General features: G+C 62.3%; 17 protein-coding genes. 9 read left to right on the top strand and 8 right to left on the bottom strand.

Annotated features, from left to right (window positions below; all coding sequences use genetic code 11):
* Positions 1–74 precede the first annotated feature (74 nt).
* Entirely contained in the window at positions 75–1,187 is a 1,113-nt protein-coding gene (locus ACTU46_RS05995) for a 3-deoxy-7-phosphoheptulonate synthase (RefSeq protein ID WP_443380322.1), read from the top strand.
* A 78-nt stretch (positions 1,188–1,265) separates the two neighbouring features.
* The gene (locus ACTU46_RS05990; protein WP_443380321.1) at positions 1,266–2,036 is read left to right on the top strand and encodes an isoprenyl transferase; all 771 of its coding nucleotides are present in this window, start codon (positions 1,266–1,268) and stop codon (positions 2,034–2,036) included.
* Between the two features lie 15 nt (positions 2,037–2,051).
* On the opposite strand, the gene coaA is transcribed toward ACTU46_RS05990, so the two are convergent.
* Positions 2,052–2,975 (bottom strand): type I pantothenate kinase, encoded by a 924-nt coding sequence (gene coaA, locus ACTU46_RS05985; protein WP_443380320.1) that lies wholly within the window; start codon positions 2,973–2,975, stop codon positions 2,052–2,054.
* A gap of 247 nt (positions 2,976–3,222) precedes the next feature.
* Here coaA and glyA point away from each other — a divergent pair, with 247 nt between their 5' ends.
* Positions 3,223–4,527, top strand: coding sequence for a serine hydroxymethyltransferase (glyA, locus tag ACTU46_RS05980; protein ID WP_443380319.1), 1,305 nt, complete (start codon positions 3,223–3,225; stop codon positions 4,525–4,527).
* A gap of 171 nt (positions 4,528–4,698) precedes the next feature.
* On the opposite strand, the gene ACTU46_RS05975 is transcribed toward glyA, so the two are convergent.
* The 4 genes from ACTU46_RS05975 to mdlC form a co-directional block, all read right to left on the bottom strand.
* Positions 4,699–6,081, bottom strand: a complete 1,383-nt coding sequence (locus tag ACTU46_RS05975) for an MFS transporter (protein WP_443380413.1) — start codon at positions 6,079–6,081, stop codon at positions 4,699–4,701.
* 550 nt (positions 6,082–6,631) lie between these two features.
* The gene (locus ACTU46_RS05970; protein WP_443380318.1) at positions 6,632–8,083 is read right to left on the bottom strand and encodes an aldehyde dehydrogenase; all 1,452 of its coding nucleotides are present in this window, start codon (positions 8,081–8,083) and stop codon (positions 6,632–6,634) included.
* 48 nt (positions 8,084–8,131) lie between these two features.
* Positions 8,132–9,478, bottom strand: a complete 1,347-nt coding sequence (locus tag ACTU46_RS05965; protein WP_443380317.1) for an MFS transporter — start codon at positions 9,476–9,478, stop codon at positions 8,132–8,134.
* Between the two features lie 51 nt (positions 9,479–9,529).
* Positions 9,530–11,179 (bottom strand): benzoylformate decarboxylase, encoded by a 1,650-nt coding sequence (mdlC, locus tag ACTU46_RS05960; RefSeq protein WP_443380316.1) that lies wholly within the window; start codon positions 11,177–11,179, stop codon positions 9,530–9,532.
* A 103-nt stretch (positions 11,180–11,282) separates the two neighbouring features.
* On the opposite strand from mdlC, the gene ACTU46_RS05955 reads away from it, so the two are divergent.
* A complete protein-coding gene (locus ACTU46_RS05955; protein ID WP_443380315.1) occupies positions 11,283–12,200 on the top strand; it encodes a LysR family transcriptional regulator in 918 nt (305 codons plus the stop codon).
* Between the two features lie 206 nt (positions 12,201–12,406).
* Positions 12,407–12,979, top strand: coding sequence for an ABC transporter ATP-binding protein (locus ACTU46_RS05950; RefSeq protein ID WP_443380314.1), 573 nt, complete (start codon positions 12,407–12,409; stop codon positions 12,977–12,979).
* Here the strand turns inward: ACTU46_RS05950 and ACTU46_RS05945 are convergent.
* Positions 12,976–13,341, bottom strand: a complete 366-nt coding sequence (locus ACTU46_RS05945) for a DUF5997 family protein (RefSeq protein ID WP_443380412.1) — start codon at positions 13,339–13,341, stop codon at positions 12,976–12,978. The genes ACTU46_RS05950 and ACTU46_RS05945 overlap by 4 nt on opposite strands.
* Positions 13,342–13,404: 63 nt before the next feature.
* Between ACTU46_RS05945 and ACTU46_RS05940 the strand changes: the two genes are divergently transcribed.
* The 4 genes from ACTU46_RS05940 to ACTU46_RS05925 all read left to right on the top strand — a co-directional run bounded on the left by ACTU46_RS05940 (position 13,405) and on the right by ACTU46_RS05925 (position 17,104).
* Positions 13,405–14,118: a LysR family transcriptional regulator substrate-binding protein gene (locus ACTU46_RS05940; RefSeq protein ID WP_443380313.1), complete on the top strand. Its 714-nt coding sequence runs from the start codon at positions 13,405–13,407 to the stop codon at positions 14,116–14,118.
* Between the two features lie 116 nt (positions 14,119–14,234).
* A complete protein-coding gene (locus tag ACTU46_RS05935; protein ID WP_443380312.1) occupies positions 14,235–14,906 on the top strand; it encodes an LGFP repeat-containing protein in 672 nt (223 codons plus the stop codon).
* 233 nt (positions 14,907–15,139) lie between these two features.
* Entirely contained in the window at positions 15,140–16,513 is a 1,374-nt protein-coding gene (locus tag ACTU46_RS05930; RefSeq protein WP_443380311.1) for a PhoH family protein, read from the top strand.
* A 57-nt stretch (positions 16,514–16,570) separates the two neighbouring features.
* On the top strand, positions 16,571–17,104 hold the full coding sequence (locus ACTU46_RS05925; RefSeq protein WP_443380310.1) for a GNAT family N-acetyltransferase: 534 nt from the start codon (positions 16,571–16,573) through the stop codon (positions 17,102–17,104).
* Between the two features lie 127 nt (positions 17,105–17,231).
* On the opposite strand, the gene ACTU46_RS05920 is transcribed toward ACTU46_RS05925, so the two are convergent.
* Positions 17,232–18,845, bottom strand: a complete 1,614-nt coding sequence (locus tag ACTU46_RS05920) for an MDR family MFS transporter (RefSeq protein WP_443380309.1) — start codon at positions 18,843–18,845, stop codon at positions 17,232–17,234.
* Entirely contained in the window at positions 18,842–19,495 is a 654-nt protein-coding gene (locus ACTU46_RS05915) for a TetR/AcrR family transcriptional regulator (protein WP_443380308.1), read from the bottom strand. Before ACTU46_RS05915 ends, ACTU46_RS05920 begins: the two co-directional genes overlap by 4 nt.
* Positions 19,496–19,676: the final 181 nt, after the last annotated feature.

The raw sequence follows: 19,676 nt of genomic DNA, 5'->3' as shown, positions 1-19,676 counted from the left end.
TTGCCGGACATAACCACCATCATTCGATACTGCTTCCACTATCCGAATACCTTCCAGAAAGGCTCATCTGCGCCATGAGTTCCCCGGTTTCCCTTCACAATTCGGCATCTACCTCCAATAAGCGCGTCCGTGCCTTCCACGACCTGCCGAGCCCGGCTCAGCTCCTGGCCGAGATGCCGCTGACCGACGTTCAGGCCACCAAGGTGGAGAGCGATCGACAGGACATCGCCGATATCTTCGCCGGCGAAGACGATCGACTCGTTGTGGTGGTCGGTCCCTGCTCGATCCATGATCCGAAGGCCGCCCTGGATTACGCCAACCGACTGGCACCACTGGCCAAGCGCCTCAATGATGATCTGAAGATCGTCATGCGGGTCTACTTTGAGAAGCCGCGCACGACCGTCGGATGGAAGGGCCTGATCAACGACCCATACCTGAATGAGACCTACGATGTGGTCCACGGACTGAAGCTGGCACGGAAGGTGCTCACCGATGTGGTCAACCTTGATCTGCCGGTCGGCTGTGAATTCCTGGAGCCCAATAGCCCGCAGTACTACGCCGACACCGTCGCCTGGGGCGCCATCGGTGCCCGCACCACCGAATCTCAGGTCCACCGCCAGCTGGCTTCGGGTATGTCTATGCCCATCGGTTTCAAGAACGGCACCGACGGAAACGTCCAGGTCGCCATTGATGCGGTACAGGCGGCGCAGAGCCCGCACTTCTTCTTCGGTACCTCCGACGACGGCCGACCGGCCGTGGTGGAGACCGCCGGCAATGACAACTGCCACATCATCCTCCGTGGTGGTACGTCCGGCCCGAACTTCGATACCGCTTCGGTGGCCGCCGCAGAGGCCGCCATCGGTGAGGGAGCCCGACTGATGGTCGATGCCTCCCACGCCAACTCCGGAAAGGACCATGTCCGCCAGGCCGAGGTGGTCCGTGAGATCGCCGGGCAGGTCACCGCCGGGGATGCGGGTATCGCTGGGGTGATGATCGAGTCCTTCCTGGTGGGAGGTGCTCAGAACCTGGATCCGGCGAAGCTGAAGATCAACGGTGGTGAGGGTCTGGTTTATGGCCAGTCCGTCACTGACAAGTGCATCGACATTGACACCACCGTCGACCTGCTCGGCGAACTGGCGGCCGCGGTGCGTGGGCGTCGTCAGGCGCAGGCAGCGGCACAGGTATAAGTGCGGCAGTGCTCCCCGGGTGGCGGCGGAGGGGAACTGGTTCCCCAACTGCTCCCGGGGAGCGCTAGACTGTCAGCTGTGAAACTCCTTCCCCGACTGCTCTACCCCCTGTATGAAGCTCGCCTGCGTCGCGAGCTTAAGGGTTGTGAGCAGCCGAAACACATCGCGATCATGTGTGATGGGAACCGGCGTTGGGCCAGGGAGGCGGGCTTCGCCGATGTTACCCACGGCCACCGTGTCGGGGCGAAGAAGATCGGCGAGGTGGTGGGCTGGGCCCGGGAGTCCGGGGTTGAGCTGGTCACCGTCTACCTGCTGTCCACGGAGAACCTCTCCCGGGAGAGTACTGAGCTGGAACTTCTCTACGGCATCATCATCGATGTCGTCGCTGAATTGGCCCATGGCCCGAATGATTGTCAGGTGCGGCTGGTCGGTCACCTGGATCTGCTGCCGGATGAGGTGGCGAAGCGGCTCCGGGAGGCTGCGGTGGGTACTGACGGCAAACCCGGTATCGCCGTCAATATTGCGGTGGGTTATGGCGGCCGTCAGGAAATTGTCGACGCCGTGCACAACTTCATTGATGAGGAGGCCGCCGCCGGTACCTCGATTGAAGAGCTCAAGGAGAAGGTCACCATTGACTCACTCTCCGGGCACCTCTACACCTCAGGGCAGCCGGACCCGGATCTGGTGATCCGGACCTCGGGGGAGCAGCGGCTATCCGGTTTCCTGCTCTGGCAGGCGGCTTATTCGGAGATCTGGTTCACCGACACCTATTGGCCGGCGTTCCGGCGGATTGATTTCCTCCGCGCACTGCGAGACTATTCCCATCGTTCCCGAAGATTCGGCAAGTAGCCCTACCTTCAGTAGCTACACCTTGCGCATGCGTACGCGCTGTACCAGGTGATCGGCGTCTTTGGTCAGCACCAGTGAGGCCCGCACCCGGGTGGGCAGGATATTCTCCACCAGGTTAGGCAGGTTGATGGACTGCCAGATCTCGCGGGCCTCGGTGCGGGCCCGTTCCTCGCTCAGGTCAGCGAAGTGGGAGAAGTGTGCGCCGGGCTCCTTGAAGGCGGTGCGTCGCAGTTGCAGGAAGCGTTCGATGTACCAGTGTTCGATAACTTCGGTGCGGGCATCAACGTAGACACTGAAGTCGAAGAGGTCGCTGATCATCAGGGTCGGCCCGGTCTGCAGTACATTCAGTCCCTCAAGAATGAGAATGTCAGGCTGTTGGATGGACTGCACTTCAGCGGTGCGGTCGTAGAGCTTGTGGGAGTAGACGGGGGCGTCAACCCGGGCTTTCCCGGACTTCACGTCGGTGACAAAACGCAGCAGGGCCCGCTGGTCATAGGATTCGGGGAAGCCCTTGCGCTGCATCAGGTGGCGGGCACGTAGTTCGGCACCGGGGTAGAGGAAACCGTCGGTGGTGACCAGATCCACCCGCGGATGGGAGTCCCAGCGCTGCAGTAGTACCTGGAGGAGCCGGGCGGTGGTGGATTTTCCCACCGCGACGGAGCCGGCGACACCGATGATGAAGGGAATGTGACCGGTGGAGCTGCCGAGGAAGGTTTCGGTGGCCTGGGTCAGTTCCTGTCGGGCCCGGACCTGAAGGTGGATGAGACGGCTGAGGGGGAGGTAGACCTCGGCGATTTCATCGAGGTTGATGTTCTCACCCAGACCCCGGAGCTCGAAGACCTCTGCCTCGGTGAGCACCTGGGGCATTGATTTACGGAGTTCCTGCCAGGATTCGCGGTCGAAGTCCAGATAGGGAGTGGTGTCTTGGGGACGCGCCATGGATTCCATTGTGCACCTGGGGCCCCGGGAGGTCATGATCCGGGGGTGCCCAGAGCACTTAGGTGATATCAATTGGCTAACCGGTATCCGGGGGTAGGCGGCGACGCGGGCAAAAGACGGAAATTTCGGGGGAGGGAAGTGAATCGCGCTAAACTCTTGATCTGTATGTCGTCCCCGTCGGAAGCCTCTGCCCGGGGACTCCACCGGACGTGGTTCCACTTTATGCGAAAGGCAAGGCGGTTCTGATATGACAGACGCACAGCACAACGACGGCCTACACAAGCTTCCCCTGGATCAGCTTGATCCGGATGTGTACGGCGCCATCCAGGGAGAACTCGCCCGTCAGCGCGAGACCCTGGAGATGATCGCCTCCGAGAACTTCGTGCCTCGCGCCGTGCTGCAAGCACAGGGTTCGGTGCTGACCAACAAGTACGCCGAGGGCTACCCGGGCCGCCGTTACTACGGTGGTTGCGAGAACGTCGACATCATTGAGGACCTGGCCCGCGACCGTGCCAAGTCCCTCTTCGGCGCAGAGTTCGCCAATGTGCAGCCGCACTCCGGTGCCCAGGCCAACGCCGCAGTGCTGATGACCCTGGCTAACCCGGGCGATAAGATCATGGGTCTGGCCCTGGATCACGGTGGACACCTCACCCACGGTATGAAGCTGAACTTCTCGGGCAAGCTCTACCAGGTCGCCGCCTACGGGGTGGACAAGGACACCATGCGTCTGGACATGGACCAGGTTCGTGAGCAGGCCATCGCCGAGCAGCCGAAGGTCCTGATCGCCGGTTGGTCCGCCTACCCGCGTCAGCAGGACTTCGAGGCCTTCCGTTCGATCGCCGATGAGGTCGGCGCCAAGCTGTGGGTTGATATGGCCCACTTCGCCGGTCTGGTTGCGGCTGGTCTGCACCCGAACCCGGTGCCGCACGCGGATGTCGTCTCCTCCACCGTGCACAAGACTCTCGGTGGCCCGCGCTCGGGTCTGATCGTGGCCAAGCAGGAGTACGCCAAGAAGCTGAACTCCTCGGTGTTCCCGGGGCAGCAGGGTGGTCCGCTGATGCATGCGGTGGCTGCCAAGGCCATCGCCTTCAAGCTTGCCGCCACTGAAGAGTTCAAGCTCCGTCAGGAGCGTACTCTCGAGGGTGCGCGCATCCTGGCTGAACGTCTGACGGCCAAGGATGTCGCAGCTGCCGGCATTTCCGTCCTGACCGGTGGCACCGATGTGCACTTGGTGATGGTTGATCTGCGCAACTCGGCACTCGATGGCCAGCAGGGTGAGGATCTCCTCCACCACGCGGGCATCACCGTCAACCGCAATGCCATCCCCTTCGACCCGCGTCCGCCGATGGTCGGTTCCGGCCTGCGCATCGGTACCTCCGCGCTGGCTACCCGTGGTCTGGATGCCGCGGCCTTCACCCAGGTTGCCGATATCATCGCCACGGCCCTGGTGCAGGGCCAGGCGGCTGACACCGAGGCACTCTTCGCCCAGGTCCGCAAGATTGCCGATCAGTTCCCGCTCTACGAGGGCATGGAGGACTGGAAGCTGCTCTAAGCTTCCTTCCCTGGCTCCACTGTCTGAATGAGGCCCTGCCACCGTGAGGTGACAGGGCCTTCGCCATGCTTATCGACGCCGCGCACCCCGTGCCGCGGGCGTCGATAAGCAACCGCAAACCCCCGGTCCCACCTGGTGTGGGGCCGGGGGGCCGAGTGCTGGAAACAGATCTTAGGAGTTGCTGATCTCAGGCTTGGCGCGGTTGAGGCCGGGCTCGATCGGGCCGTCGACGCGGGCGGGGATCTCCTCGATGGTTATTTCGGCGGATGCCGGGGACCGCGGGATCAGGGAGGTGCAGATGGCACCGATGACCGCGACACTGGCGAAGAGGTAGAAGGCGGTGCCCGGGCCGAAGCCGGCGGAGATGATCAGGCCACCGATCAGCGGGCCGAAGATACCACCGAGTCGACCGAAGCCGGCGACCCAGGCCACGCCAGCCGCACGGGCGGAGGTGCCGTAGTAGTTGGAGGCCAGGCCGTAGGTCAGGACCTGGGTACCGAGGACACCGATGCCGGCGAAGCCGATGAGGAAGTAGACCGCGACGATCGGCAGCGGGAAGGGCAGGACGAAGAGGCAGGCTGCGGCGATCAGGAAGGTGGTGACGATGACCTTCTTGGCACCGATCCGGTCAGCGACTGCGGAGGCGAAGAGACCACCGATCACGGCGCCACCGTTCAAGGCGAGCAGTGAGTACAGGGAGTTGTTGGCGCTGGTGCCGTTGGCCTGCATGATCTGCGGCAGCCAGGTGTTCAGGCCGTAGGTGGAGAGCAGGCCGATGAAGCTCATGGCGCCGATCAGGAGGGTGCCCGGCAGGTAGGCACGGGAGAAGAGGCCCGCGAAGCCGGTACGCTGCAGCGCCTTCTCCTGCTCGCTGGCAGGGACTCCCTTGTTTGCGGACTCCTTCGAGACAGCCTCAATGGCCAGGAACTGGCTGGCGGGCAGGTCGTGCTTCTCGACGAGGGCGGCAGCCTTCTCGGTCTGACCGCGGGAGACGAGCCAACGCGGGGACTCCGGCAGGAAGAAGAAGGCCATCGGGAGCAGGAACACCAGCGGGGAAGCACCGATGAGGAAGAGACCGCGCCAGCCGATGGAATCCTCGAGCAGGATGGCGAGGATAGAGGCCAGGACACCACCGGCGGGGACACCGGAGTAGACGATGGCATTGAAGAGGTTGCGGCGGTTGCGCGGGGCGAACTCCGCGACCACGGCGCCACCGGTGGCGACGATCATGCCGACACCCAGGCCGGTGAGGAAGCGGAGGAAACCGAACATCGCGATGGAGTTGACGAAGGCGGTCAGCGCCATGCCGATGGAGAACCAGGCGATCGCGGTGAGCATCACCTTGCGGCGGCCGATGCGGTCACCGACGGCGCCGGCGGACAGTGCACCGATCATCACGCCGATCATGGCGTAGGAGCCGAGGGTGCCGGCGATTGCCGGGCTGAGCTCACCGATGTGGGAGGGGTCAGCGATCAGGGTCGGCAGGACTGCGCCGTAGACGACGAGATCATAACCGTCGAAGAGGATGGCGAGGCCGACAATGGCCAAGACCATGTAGACGGTCCGCTTATGTTTCGGGGACTGCCAGCTGTCACTGTCGTTGACCGGCCGGGCCGATCGGGTCTGGGGTGCGTTCACTGGTCTGCTCCTTGGTGCACTCTAAATACTGGTATTCTCTGTTTTGAGATCTGCCACACAGTTAAGTCCCGGTTCAGGATAGATAACACTAGGGTACCCCCTAAATACTTCTAGGGGGGTCTTGTCCGGGGCGATGAATGCACTTAGTATTCGGGTCCTCGATTCCCGAGGAAAGGGCCAATGTACTGCGAGGATAGAATATTGGCAGGACCTGTCAACTCCATAATGGAACCCTCCCGTGTCTCGTGCCGGATTGAGAACAGGAAGGTCACGGTTTCACCGAGGGGGGGAGATACTCCCCCTGAAGGGTGGGAAAAGGTGCAGTGGGCGAACTCGCCGGACCTGTGCCGCAGCCCTTAATAAAGGTGTTCAGCCGCGGGAATCAGACTGTTGAGGCTACGGCGAAGGCCCTGATGCAGTCATGGCTGCATCAGGGCCTTCCGGCGCCTCAGAGGGGGACTCCCTCTTAGATCGGGTACTGCTGATCGGAACGTTCGATGGTGACCCACTTCAGTTCAGTGAATTCATCGACGACTGCGGAGCCATCAAACTTGCCGTAGCCACTGGCCTTTACACCCCCGAAGGGCGCGTTGGCATCATTTTGAACGGTGGCACCATTGATGTGGACATGGCCAGCTTCGATACGTAGGGCGGCATCCAATGCGCGGGTCACATCAGCGCCGTGCACTGCCGCAGCCAGACCGTACTCGGTGTCATTGGCGGTGGCGATGGCCTGCTCGGAGCCGGAGACCCGGACGACGATGGTGACCGGACCGAAGGTCTCCTGATCGTAGATATCCATCTCCGGGGTCACATGGTCGATGATGGTCGGGGCCAGGGCAGCGCCATTGGCACGGCCACCGGTGACGATGACCGCGCCCTTGGCCACCGCATCGTCGATAAGCGTGTTGATCCTTTCGCCGGAGCGCGGGCTGAACATCGGGCCCACCACGACCGAGGGGTCCTCGGCGGGATCGCCATGATGGAGCCCGGCGGCCCGCTCACCGAACTTGCGGACGAATTCATCCGCGATCTTCTCATCGACGACGAAGCGTTCCGTGCTCATGCAGATCTGACCCTGGAACATGAAGGTGCCGAAGATGGCGGCGTTGACGGCCCCATCGATGTCGGCGTCATCGAGGATGACAAAAGGGGCCTTTCCACCCAGTTCCAACAGCGGCTTCTTCAAATAGCGGCCACACTTTTCCGCGATGATCCGGCCGACATGGGTGGAACCGGTGAAGTTGACCCGGCGCACCGCCGGATGGGCGATCATGGCTTCGACCACGGCATCAGCGTCCTTGGGGGTATTGGTCAGGAAATTGAGCACGCCCGCCGGGACCCCGGCCTCATGGAGGGCCTCCACCAACAGCTGGTGGGTTCGGGGGCTGGCTTCGGAAGCCCGGAAGACGACTGTGTTACCGCAGGCCAGCGGGTAGGCGATTGAACGCATTCCCAACACCCCAGGGGCATTCCAGGGTGCCATGCTGAGCACAACCCCGGCTGGCTGGCGAACTGTCATGGAAAAGACCCCGGGGCGATCAGTCGGAATGGTCTCGCCGACGATGTGGCTGGTCAGACTCGCCGCCTGACGGAGACATTGGGTGGTGAGGTAGACGTTGAACTGGGACCAGCCTTCATTCGCAGAAACCTCGGCATTCATGGCCTCGATGAATTCCCCGGCCCGGGATTCGAGTACTTCAGCTGCGCGGAGCAGGATATCTCGCCGGTGGCTCGGGCCAGTCTTGGACCACTCTGCCAGCGCCCGCTCGGCGGACTCGACGGCGTCGATGGCATCCTGCACGGTGGCGGCGGCACTGGTGGTGATGGTCTCACCCGAAATCGGATGGACATGGGTGAACTGTTCCTGGCTGGCAGCGGGGCGGGCGACATTGTCGATGAGGAGCTGGGTCTGCATGGTGGGGTTCCTATTCTTAGAGGTCATTGAAGGGGGAAACGGGGTGGTTTAGTCATGGCCCTTGGCGGAGCGTGACATGTTCACGAAGGCCATGGCCAAGAGGCCGATCAGGCCGGGGACAGCTACCGCGAGGAAGTTCTGGGAGAAGGGGAGTGCAAGTCCGAGCAGCGCACCACCGAGGACCGGGCCTGCGATGGCACCGATGCGGCCGATACCGGCGGCCCAGCCGATGCCGGTGGAGCGGATGGCGGAGGGGTAGTACTCAGCGGCAAGTGCATGGATCACCGAGAGGGTGCCGACGGTGGTGGCTCCCGCGAAGACCAGCAGAATGTTGACGAAGATGTCGTTCTGGGTCAGGGAGAGCGAGGCAAGGGAAACCGTGGCGACGAGGAAGTAGCTGAGGATGACAGGCTTGATTCCGAAGCGGTCGGAAAGATAGCCGCCGAGCACGGCGCCCAGGAAACCTCCGATATTGAGGACGACCAGGTTGAACAGGCCGCTGCCGAGGGAATAGCCGGCAGAGCTCATCAGGACCGGGAGCCAGGTGTTGAGCCCGTAGCTCAGCAACATGGTGGTGAGGAAGACCACCCAGATCAACACGGTATTCAGGCCATTCCCCCGGCGGAGGATCTCGACGAAGGGAGCGGAGCTCTCGGCACGTACCTCGACCGGCACCACGGAGCCCGGATCAGTTTCCGGGGAAACCCGAGCGATGATCGACTCAAACTCGGCGCGACGGTGCGGGAACCGGGAGAGGAATACCGGGGATTCCGGCAGGAAGAAGATGACCACCGGTGCCAGCACGATGAAGGAGACCGAGACCCAGAAGACGCTGGCCCAGCCGAAGGTCGGGATCAGGTACATGCCCAGCAGGCCAGCGATGATGCCGCCGATGGAATAGACGCTGCAGACGAAGCAGACCGCGAAGGAGCGGATGCGTGCAGGGGCAAACTCACCGGTCATGGCCACGAAGTTGGGGACCATGGCACCCAGGGCGATGCCGACGATGGTGCGGAAGAGGAAGAGCGTCTCGAAGTTCATGGCCAGGGCGCAACCGAGGGAGCCGGCTGCGGAGCCGATGAGACAAGCGATGAGAAGGGGTTTGCGTCCGAAACGATCCGCCAGCGGGGCGATGAACATACCGCCGATGAGCATGCCGATCAGGGCGGCGGCGCCGAGATATCCGCCCTGCTGGGTGGTCATCTCCCACTCCTTGATCAGGGTCTGGACCACTGAGCCATAGGAGATCATGTCATAACCATCGACGATCATGAGCAGGGTGCAGAGCGCGAAAACGCGCTTATGGAAAGGGGTGAGTGTGGCCTGGTTGACTACCTGCGTCACCGGGATCGTCCGGCTGGTCTCCCGGCCGGGCTCAATCTGGAGGTTGGTCATGGTGTTCTCCTGAAGGTGAAGGGGTCTGTATCGGAAGGAGGATCGAGGGGATCAGGGGGAGGTGAGAATGGTGTTGACCTCGATGAGCGTCGGGCGTTTCGAGTCAATGGCGGATTTCAGGGCGGCGGTGAACTCTTCATCCGTGGTGGCGCTGGCTGCCTGGACGCCATAGCCACGGGCGATGGCGAGAAAATCGATTCCGGGGACATCAACACCGGGAACGTCTTCGGTCCCCAGTAGTTCGGAGAACCAGCGGAGCGCGCCGTAGGTGCCGTTCTTTAGGATGATGAACACCACCGGAATGTTGTACTGTGCGGCTGTCCAGAGTGCCGTGATGCCGTAATTGGCGGAACCGTCGCCGATGATGCCGATCACCTGGCGGTCGGTGTACGCCAGCTGGACTCCCACGGCAGCGGGCAGCCCGAAACCCAGGGCCCCAGAGGCTGGCCAGAAGTAGGAGGCGGGGACCTGCAGATCCATCTGCTGCCAGAACGCGGTGTTGGTGGAGGTGGATTCCACGACATAGGCGGTATCGGCCGGGGTGTTCTCCCGGAGCAGGGCGAAGATCCGGGCTGGATCGAAGACCCCACCCACCGGTGCGGTGGTATCCGGGCACCTCTGCTGAGCTGCAGCCGGTGATTTCGAAGCCGGAACTGTTGCTTGGGCCAGGAGCTGCACCGCGGAAGCGAGATCGGCGATGATGGATTCGCCGAAGGGGGCGCGGCTGGCTTCATTGGGATCATCGGTGAGCTGCACCAGCGCGGTGCCCTCGGGCAGGTAATTGTCCGGTTCATATTGGTGGTAGCGGAAGACCGGGGCTCCGATGACCAGCGCCAGGTCATAGTCGGCGAGGGAGTTCTTGATGGCGTGGGCAGATGCCGGGAGAACACCACGGAACTGGGCATGTCTATTCGGGAAGGGCAGCCGATACGGCGAGGGGGCGAGGAAGACATCGGCCCCGGTGTTCTCCGCCAACTCGACAGCTGCGGCATTCGCGCCCACCGAGTCCACCGCGGAGCCGAGAATCAACGCCACCTTGGAGGCCTGGCGCAGACGTTCTGCCAGGGTGGCCACGGCCTGGGGGGAGAGCTGGTGTTCCACTGAGAGGCTTCGGCGGAACAGGAGTTCATCATTGCTACTGGCCGGGTGATCCCAATCGTCATAGGGGATGGAGAGATACACCGGCCCGGGGGCGCTGGCGGTGGCCTGGAAAACAGCTTCATTGAAACTTCGCGGAACATCGGCGGCGGCGGCGGGCTCATAGCTCCACTTGGTGAGTGGCCGGGTCAGCTGGGCGGCGTCCACATTGGAGAGGAAGGACTCCATGCCGATCGTCTCGCGGACCTGCTGGCCGGCGGTGACCACCAAGGGGGATCGGGAGTAGTGGGCGTTGGTCAGCGCACCCATGGCATTTCCGGTACCGGAGGCGGCATGGAGGTTGATGAAGGCGGGGTTTCCGGTGGCCTGGGCAAAGCCATCGGCCATGCCGAGGACCACCTGTTCGTGGAGACCGAGAACGTAGTCGATCTCATCCGGGAGGTCCTTGAGAAAGGGGAGCTCATTGGAGCCGGGGTTGCCGAAGATCCGGGTCATGCCGTGCTTGAGCATCAGCTCGTGGACAACGGTGCGAACTGAGCGCCAGCCCTCTGGAGTGGTGGCGGCGGCGGAGGCTGTGGCAGTGGCCGTGGTGGGGGAGTTCATTCTCATTCCTTCCTGTCGTGTGGAATGAGGTTAAGCTAATGGCCCAAGTCACAATCTGTCTAATGAATTCATTTCGACACTACATAGAGGATTTCTATACATAATGGATAATGACGTAAACCTGAACCTCATCCGGACCTTCTGTTTGATCTATGAGGTCCAAGGAATCAGTCGGGCGGCCGAGGAGCTGCAACTTTCCCAGCCAACCGTGAGCTATTCCCTCAAGCAGCTGCGAAAAACCTATAATGACCAGTTGTTTTACCGAGATCGGAATCTGCTGTACCCGACTGAACGGGCGAAGAAGATATATCCGGATCTCCGGGCGGCGCTCGACCTGATCCGCACCACCGAGATCTTCGGCGGTGAGTTTATTCCCGAGCAGACGCGCCGGGTATTCACCCTGATGCTCTCAGATCTGGGTGAGGTGGCTTTCCTGCCGTGGATCCAGAAAATGCTCGGGCAGCAGGCCCCGCAGGCACAGCTTCGGGTCGATCCATTGGACGTGTCCCTGGTTCACGAGAAACTGGTCTCCGGCGAGCTTGATGTTGCCATCCAGACTCCCTACCTGCACTCGGATCAGGTGGAACGGACGGTGATCTTCCGGGATGAGTACGTGGTGCTCGCCAGGAAGGAGCATCCCCGGATCCAGGGAACAATCACTCTCGAGCAGATGGCTTCGGAGCGATTCATGAAGGTCAACGCCTCGGTGGGGCATGCTGTCCCGGAAGAGAAGATCCTGCATGCGGGGCAGGAATTGGAGACCGGAATCATGGGGACCCGGATCACCTCAATCCCCCAGGTGGTGATGCATTCTGAACTGCTCGGACTGATTCCCTCTGCGGTGATCTACCGGATGGGTCTCAGTGGCCAGCTGCAGTTGCTGGATCCGCCGGGGCATGTCGCACCGATGGAGGTGTCCATGATGACGCGTCGGAAGCGCCGCCGCACCGCGCCCCAGGAGTGGTTTGCCCAGCTCATCAAAGCTGCGGTGCGGGAGATGGAAAGCGAGATCAGCAGGTAGAGCCAGTTGCCGCGCTAAGGCCAGCGGGACCCAAAGCTGGATCGCCGACCCCCTTTAGGGGAGAAATCAGGTCCTGCCCGGATGTCTCGGCAGGTCTTGAGCTGTGAGAATAGAAGTTGAACTCATATCGACTTTCGCGCCGCACCCACACCTCGCCACGAACGCCCAAGGTCGTGTCATGAAAGGCATCAGTTTCCGAGTTCCTGGTGGTGATGGGGGCTTCGGGCTCCGGGGAATCTACGCTGCTGCACTGTCTCGGCGGCCTCGATGCCCTCAGCGCCGGCAGTGTGGATATCGCGGGCCGGGAGTTGTCCGGGATGCGGGAGAAGGAATTGAGCAGGCTGCGGCTGACACAGCTGGGATTTATTTTCCAGCAGGCGCATTTCCTGGTGAATCTGAACATCCGCGACAATATTCTGCTGCCCGGGCTCAAGGCGGCACCCGGAAACCGGGCGGCGGAGTTGATGGTGCACCTGCAGCGTGCGGCCATCTGTCGTGGGTTGATCGCGCGGCCTGCGGTGCTCTTTGCCGATGAACCCACCGGGGCCTTGACGTCCGCGATGAGTGGGGAGGTGATGGAGGCGCTCAGCGCGGTGCCTGAGACAGGTAGCAGCATCGTCATGGTCGTCCATGCTCGGAGCTGTGCCGCCCACGGCGACCGGGTGAGCTATCTCCGCGATGGCCGCGTGGTGGCGGAAAAGCTGGTTACCTGGACCGCTGCGGCGCACTCTGCGCGGGAAGCCAAGCTCATCGCCTGGCTCGACCGTCAGAGCTTCTAGGCTTCGGGAGCCTCAGTCTCGGCGGTTGCCTCGCCCTCGACGGTCTGTTCAGCGCGGCCTTCCGCCAGTGCGGTGCGGGCCTTGCTCAGCCACTCGGGCTGGTTCTCCAGCAGCGCTTTGATCTCGGCGGTGGTCAGCGGCTGGTCCAGGTCATTGCGCTTGAGTGCGGCGATGGTGATGCCGAGCTTCTGGGCAACGATGGGGCGCGGGTGTGGGCCGGTGCGGCGCAGTTCGGCCAGCCACTCCGGCGGGTTGTCTTGGAGCGCCTTGAGGTCCCAGTGGGTCACAGCGCCGTTACGGAACTCCTCTGGGGTGGCCGGCAGATAGATGCCGAGTTTCTTCGCCGCGGTCTGCGGCTTCATCGCAATACCGGACGGGGTGCGGGCAGATTCTTCGTTCACGCTCACAACGGTAGCATTCCAAGCATGCTGACCTTAAGTTTCGTCACCGGCACTGAACCTGGCAAGTGGTTCGAGCGCTTCCAGGAGCGCACCCGCCACGGCCGTTTAGAGGCCTGGGAGTCCGAGGACCCCCTCGCCGCGCTTATCGACGCCTCCGCCCAGCTCGCCCTGGTGCGCCTGCCGGACCACCGCCTGGATCCGGAGCAGTTCCACGTCGTGGAGCTCTACCAGGAGGAATACGGGGTCGCGCTGCCCAGGGACAGCGAACTGACGCTGATCACCGGGCCAGTCTCGGCGGAGGATATCGCCGGGGAGATCATAAACTACCAGGTCCCGGACAACGGCGAGGTTGATGTTGTTGCCGTCCGCGATGCCCTGCAGATCGTCGCCGCCAATGTCGGTGTCGTTATCGCTCCCAAACCCCTGATCAAGGTGCTGAGCAAGAAACTGGTGGTACCCCGCACCTATTCCGCGGACGGCATTCCACAAACCCAGATCGCCCTGGCCTGGCGGCAGGAGGGGGACAGCGACGCGATCCAGGATTTCGTCGGGATCGCCAAGGGACGCACCCTCAACTCCTCCCGGCAGATAGCCCCCAGGCTCAGCGCCCGGGAGAAAGCTCTGGCCAAACAGGCACGTCGCGCTGCGGAGAAGCCGGCTGCCCGCAGCAATAACAAGGGCGGATTCAAGGGAGGTGCCAAGCGGGGGAATGCGCCGCGGCGACATAAGGGAAGGTGACACTTTAGTGTCAACTTGGTAGCGGGATCCTAACGATTTGGACCATTCGTGAAATTTTATGTGATCTACGTCAATAATGGGGATCACTTTCAACCCACTACGAAAGGCTCATGGAGATGTCCCAGAACCGAAAGACCTTGCGCACCCGGATCCTCGCTGGTGCTGCTGTGATGACCCTGTCGATGAGTGTGGTGGCCTGTTCCCAGGCAGAAGACGCCGCCAACCAGGCCGGCGATGCGGCATCTTCCGCCACCGGGGCAGCTGGCTCGGCCATTGACGATGCCACCTCAGGCAATGGTGCCGATTCTTCCGAAGGTGCTGAGCCGGCCGATGGTGCCGAAGGCGCGGACTCCTCCGAAGGTGCTGGGTCGGCCGATGGTGCCGATGGCGCGGACTCGGGAGCAGGTGAGGGAAGCGGTGGGTCCACCGAGGTTGAAGCTGCGGACGGCTCGATGCTCACGGTCCCCACCTCGGTGGTCAGTGCCGCTGAGCAAGCTGGGTTCAGTGCCCCCACCGCAATTGAGGAGGGGCCCAACGGCGAATCCCTGGTGACCTTCGAGGAGGGCTACATCGTCAACTCCGAGGAGGGTGGCGCGCAGCCGTTGATCGGCATGATCGCTGAGACCTGGATCGGTGAGGGTGGCCTGACCGCCGGGGTGGGACTGCCGACCGCTCCGGAGGAAGCCAACGCTGAGGGCACCGGCTGGACCCAGGAGTTCACCCAGGGTGTCATCAACTGGGTCAACGACGGCTCCGGTAACTTCAGCGCCGATATTCAGACGAACTAAGTCTCTTTACCGAGGGTTCATCTTCCAACCATGTAAGTTCCACCTGACCCCGCTAGCCTTTGGGCAACCGGGCGGAACCTAGAGCAGGAAGATCTCCCTCACATTTCGGAGCTGCCCGCCCGGTAGCGTCCGCCGGGTGTCGGTACCGGCTCTGGGCAGGCGTGGCTCCAGCTCTTGCCGTTGTCAGCCGCGGCCCGCCGGGTACCCGGCGGGCTCCGGAGGGAGCCGCACGAATGTTCAACCGAACGACTGATATCGCCGAGCTGGATCGCATCAAAGGTGCCACCACCCCGGATACCGCTATCCGCACTTACGTCATTGACACCTCCGTCCTGCTCTCCGACCCCTGGTCGCTGCGCAAGTTCGCGGAGCATGATGTGGTGCTTCCCCTGGTTGTGGTGACAGAACTGGAGGGTAAACGCCATCACCCCGAGCTTGGCTGGTTTGCCCGTCAGGCCCTGCGGCTGCTTGAGGAACTGCGCTCCACCCACAAACGTCTCGATATCCCCGTACCGGTGTCTGCCGAGGGCGGATATTTGCGTGTCGAACTCAACCACCAGGATCAGTCACTGCTGCCCTCGGCATTCCGTGGTGCGGAAGGTGACGTCAGGATTCTGGCCTGTGCTCTGAACCTCCAGGCCGAGGGCGCGGATGTGGTACTGGTGACCAAGGATATCCCGCTGCGTGTCAAGGCTGGCGCGGTCGGACTGGCCGCCGATGAATACCACGCCGAGGATGTGGTCCTGACGGGCTACTCGGGCATGGTGACCGTGCACACCGATTCCGGGGTCGTCGATAAGCTCTTCAAGGAGGGCGAGGTTGAGCTTGACGGGGCCGAGGCCACCGATGGCACTCCAGTGGAGGACCTGCCCGTCCACTGCGGTGTCACCCTGCTCACCGGTACCCAGTCGGCGCTGGCGCGGGTGGGCACAAACGGTTCGCTGCGGCTGGTGCGGGGCGATCAGCAGGCTTTCGGGCTGCAGGGTCGTTCCGCGGAGCAGCGGATCGCCCTGGATCTGTTGATGGATGAGGCCGTCGGCATTCTCTCCATCGGTGGTCGGGCGGGCACCGGTAAGTCCGCACTGGCACTGTGCGCCGGATTGGAGGCGGTGCTGGAACGTCAGGAGCACAAGCGGATCGTGGTTTTCCGTCCGCTCTATGCGGTGGGCGGCCAGGATCTCGGCTATCTGCCTGGCAGTGAGTCCGAGAAGATGAACCCCTGGGCACAGGCGGTATTTGACACCCTTGAGGGGCTGATCTCCCAGAATGTCATGGAGGAGATCATGGAAAGAAACCTGATTGAGGTGCTTCCGCTGACCCATATCCGGGGTCGTAGCCTGCATGATTCCTTCGTCATCGTCGATGAGGCGCAGTCCCTGGAGCGCAATGTCTTGTTGACCGTGCTCTCCCGCCTGGGCAGGGGAAGCCGGGTGGTGCTCACCCACGATGTCGCCCAGCGCGATAACCTCCGGGTCGGACGCCATGACGGTGTACAGGCGGTCATCGAAACGCTGAAGGGGCATGAGCTCTTCGCCCACGTCACCCTGCAGCGTTCTGAGCGTTCCGCGATCGCGGAGCTGGTGACCAACCTGCTGGAATCGCACTGATCACATTTTCGGCCCAGAGATTGCAGAGACCGAGGGGGCAAGGGGACAATTGTGGGCATGGCTGAAGTAACTTTCAACATCCGTCCAATCCGACCGGAGGATTTCCCACAGGTCCAGGAGATTTATGTCCAGGGCCTGGAAACCGGACATGCCACCTATGAACGGCATGCGCCGACCTGGGAGGAGTTCAAGAGCCGGAAGATTGAGGGAACCGTCCTCGTCGCGGTGGAGCTCGAGGATGAGAGCCGGGTGATCGGCTGGGTGTCAGCGGCCCCGATCTCCCATCGTGAGGTCTTTTATGGTGTCGTCGAGGATTCGATCTACATCCGTAAAGGTGCCCAGGGTCGTGGCATTGCCGGTGGACTCCTGGACCGGCTGATCGAGGAGTGCCAGCAGCTGGGCAAGTGGGGTATCCACTCCTGGATCTTCCCGGAGAACGAGGGCTCAGTGAAGCTGCACGAGTCCCGTGGTTTCGAGAAGGTGGGCACCCTGCGCCACCTGGCGAAGATGCCCTATGGGGAGTTGAAGGGCCAATGGCGAGACACCGCCATCTGGGAGAAGCTGCTGCCCAAGCCCGACATCAGCGTCTAGGAAGACGGTCTAGGAAGACGGTCTAGGAAGAGCGTCTGGGAAGACACTGGGAATCCATTTCTGAACAAGACAACAGCTCCGGCCCCACACCTTCATGGTGTGGGGCCGGAGCTGTTGGGGTCGCAGATTATGAGTTGTCGGCAGTTTCCGCCGGTACGACCGGGGAAATGGTCTCGACTTTATTGCTCAGGGTCTTTTCCTTGATGCCGAGCAGCAGGGCCGCGGACAGGAAGGCCAGCGGGAACATCATCAGGAAGACCGGGGTCAGCGCGTCATTGTAGGACAGTTGGATGGCGTCCTGCAGGACCTCCGGAAGCTGGGAGATCAGAGCCGGGGTCAGGCTGTTGGCACCTTCAGCAGAAGCGAACTGCTCCGCGTAGACCGCGCCTTCCTCACCCATACCGGCGATGGCCGGCTGCAGGTTCTCCGGAAGATTGGTGGTCAAGTTGCCGATGAACATGCCACCAACCAGGGCGGAACCCAGGGATCCGCCGACCTGACGGAAGAAGTTGTTGGCGCCGGTGGCGGTACCGACCATGGCCATCGGGAAGGAGGTTTGCACGATCAGGACGAGGACCTGCATGGCGCAGCCGATACCGAAACCGAAGATGAAGAAGAAGACGCCGATGGTGAGCAGGGAGGTCTCCGGGGTCAGCGTGCTCAGCAGGATCAGGGCGACTCCGGTGACGAGCATACCGACGAAGGGGTACCACTTGTAGCGGCCGGACTTGGAGATCAGGTTGCCCACGATGATGGAGGTACCCATCAGACCGACCATCATCGGGATCATCATCAGACCGGCGTTGGTCGGGGTCATGCCGTGGACCATCTGCAGGAAGGTCGGCAGGTAGGCCAGGGAGCCGAACATGAACACACCGATACCCAGGCCCACCAGGGTGGTCAGGATGAAGTTGCGGTTCTGGAACAACGTCATCGGGATGATCGGGTCCTTCGCCTTGAGCTCGACGAACACGAAGAGTACGGCGAAGATGATGAAGGAGATGATCAGGCCGATGATTATGGGATCGGTCCACTCGTAGTCATTGCCACCCCAGGTGACGAAGAGGACCAGCGAAGCGGTGGAGATGGCCATGGTCAGGGTGCCCAGCCAGTCCGCCTGGAAATGGCGCTCACGGTGCGGCAGCTTGAGCAGCAGGGCAATGCTGATCACGGCGAGCAGGCCCAGCGGGATATTGAGCCACAGGCCCCAACGCCAGCCGGGACCATCGGTGAACCAGCCGCCGAGCACCGGGCCCAGCACGGAGGAGACGCCGAAGACCGAGCCCATGATGCCCATGTACTTGCCACGTTCACGCTGGGTGGTCACCTCGGCGGTGATGGCCTGGGAGGTGATCATCATGGCGCCACCGGCCAGACCCTGGATAGCGCGGGCCGCGATGAGGACCCCCATGTTCGGGGCGAGCCCACCGATCAGTGAACCGATCATGAACACGATGATCGCGCCCATGAACAGTTCCTTGCGGCCGATCTGGTCGCCGAGCTTGCCGAAGATCGGCAGTGCGATGGTCATGCCCAGCAGGAAGGCAGTGATGACCCAGGACATGTGGTTGACGCCGCCAAGTTCACCGACGATGGTCGGCAGGGCGGTGGAGAAGATCATCTGGCTCAGGGAGCTCATCAGCATGGAGAGCATGAGCGAGGCGATGATCAGGTTCAGGGTGCGTTTGGATTTCGGGTCACGTTCCAGCGCCCCGACCTCGGGGTCAGTGGTAATGCTCATTCGGGTCGTCCTTTGATCAGGGTGGTGATGTCGGTCAGGGCTTTGGCGCAGGCATTCCCCAGTGCCGCCGGGGAGCTGTCGTTGCCGGTGAGCCAGTTCATGTAGCCCAGTTGTAGAGCGGTGGAGGCGATGGAGATCAGTGCGGCGGATTCCTGCTCCACCGCGGAGCCGGTGATCAGCGCATCCGGGTAGGACTGGTAGTAGTCCTTCAACAGATCACGCAGTGCCTGGTGGATCTCATGGAAACTGGCGTGTCGTTGGAGTATCAGTTCGGGGCTGCGGTGGCGGATTTCCTTGCGGCGGCGCAGTATCTCGGCGCCGTGCGGGCTTTCCAGAAGCTGAGTGGAGAGCACCACCGCGGAGCACAGCTCGAGGACGGTGCCCAGCAGGTTTTCGTGCCGTCGGCCAAGGAAATCATGGCGCTCCTGCTCGGTTGGGAGCCGGGGAGGATCGCCGAAGATGGCGGTTTCCTTGGAATCGACGTAGTTGAAGAAAGTTCGCTTGGAGATCCCGACCACTGCGCAGATATCTTCCACGGTGACATTTTCAATGCCCCGTTCGGCCACCAGGGTGGTGGCGTGTTCTTCGATGGCGGCGCGGGTTGCCCGACGCTTGGCCTCGCGGAGGGAAAGTTCTTCAGTGTCGTTCACAAGGAGTAAACTTAGTGCAATTGTGCACCGGGTGCAATATTGCACGCAGTGCAATTGGGTGGTCGGGGAGGCGCTTGTGGATCAGGTCACAATGCCCCGGGTGAGGGTCCTGTCAGATGCCCGCCTCCGGTGCTAACGTCGCGGAGAGAGGGCTACCCGCTCCGAAGTGCCTTAAGACAGG

This window comes from Corynebacterium sp. A21, from assembly GCF_052266655.1.
In the GTDB taxonomy this organism is placed as follows: domain Bacteria; phylum Actinomycetota; class Actinomycetes; order Mycobacteriales; family Mycobacteriaceae; genus Corynebacterium.
Note: the sequence above shows the minus strand (reverse complement) of the source record. Positions and strands in the feature narration are given on the sequence as shown.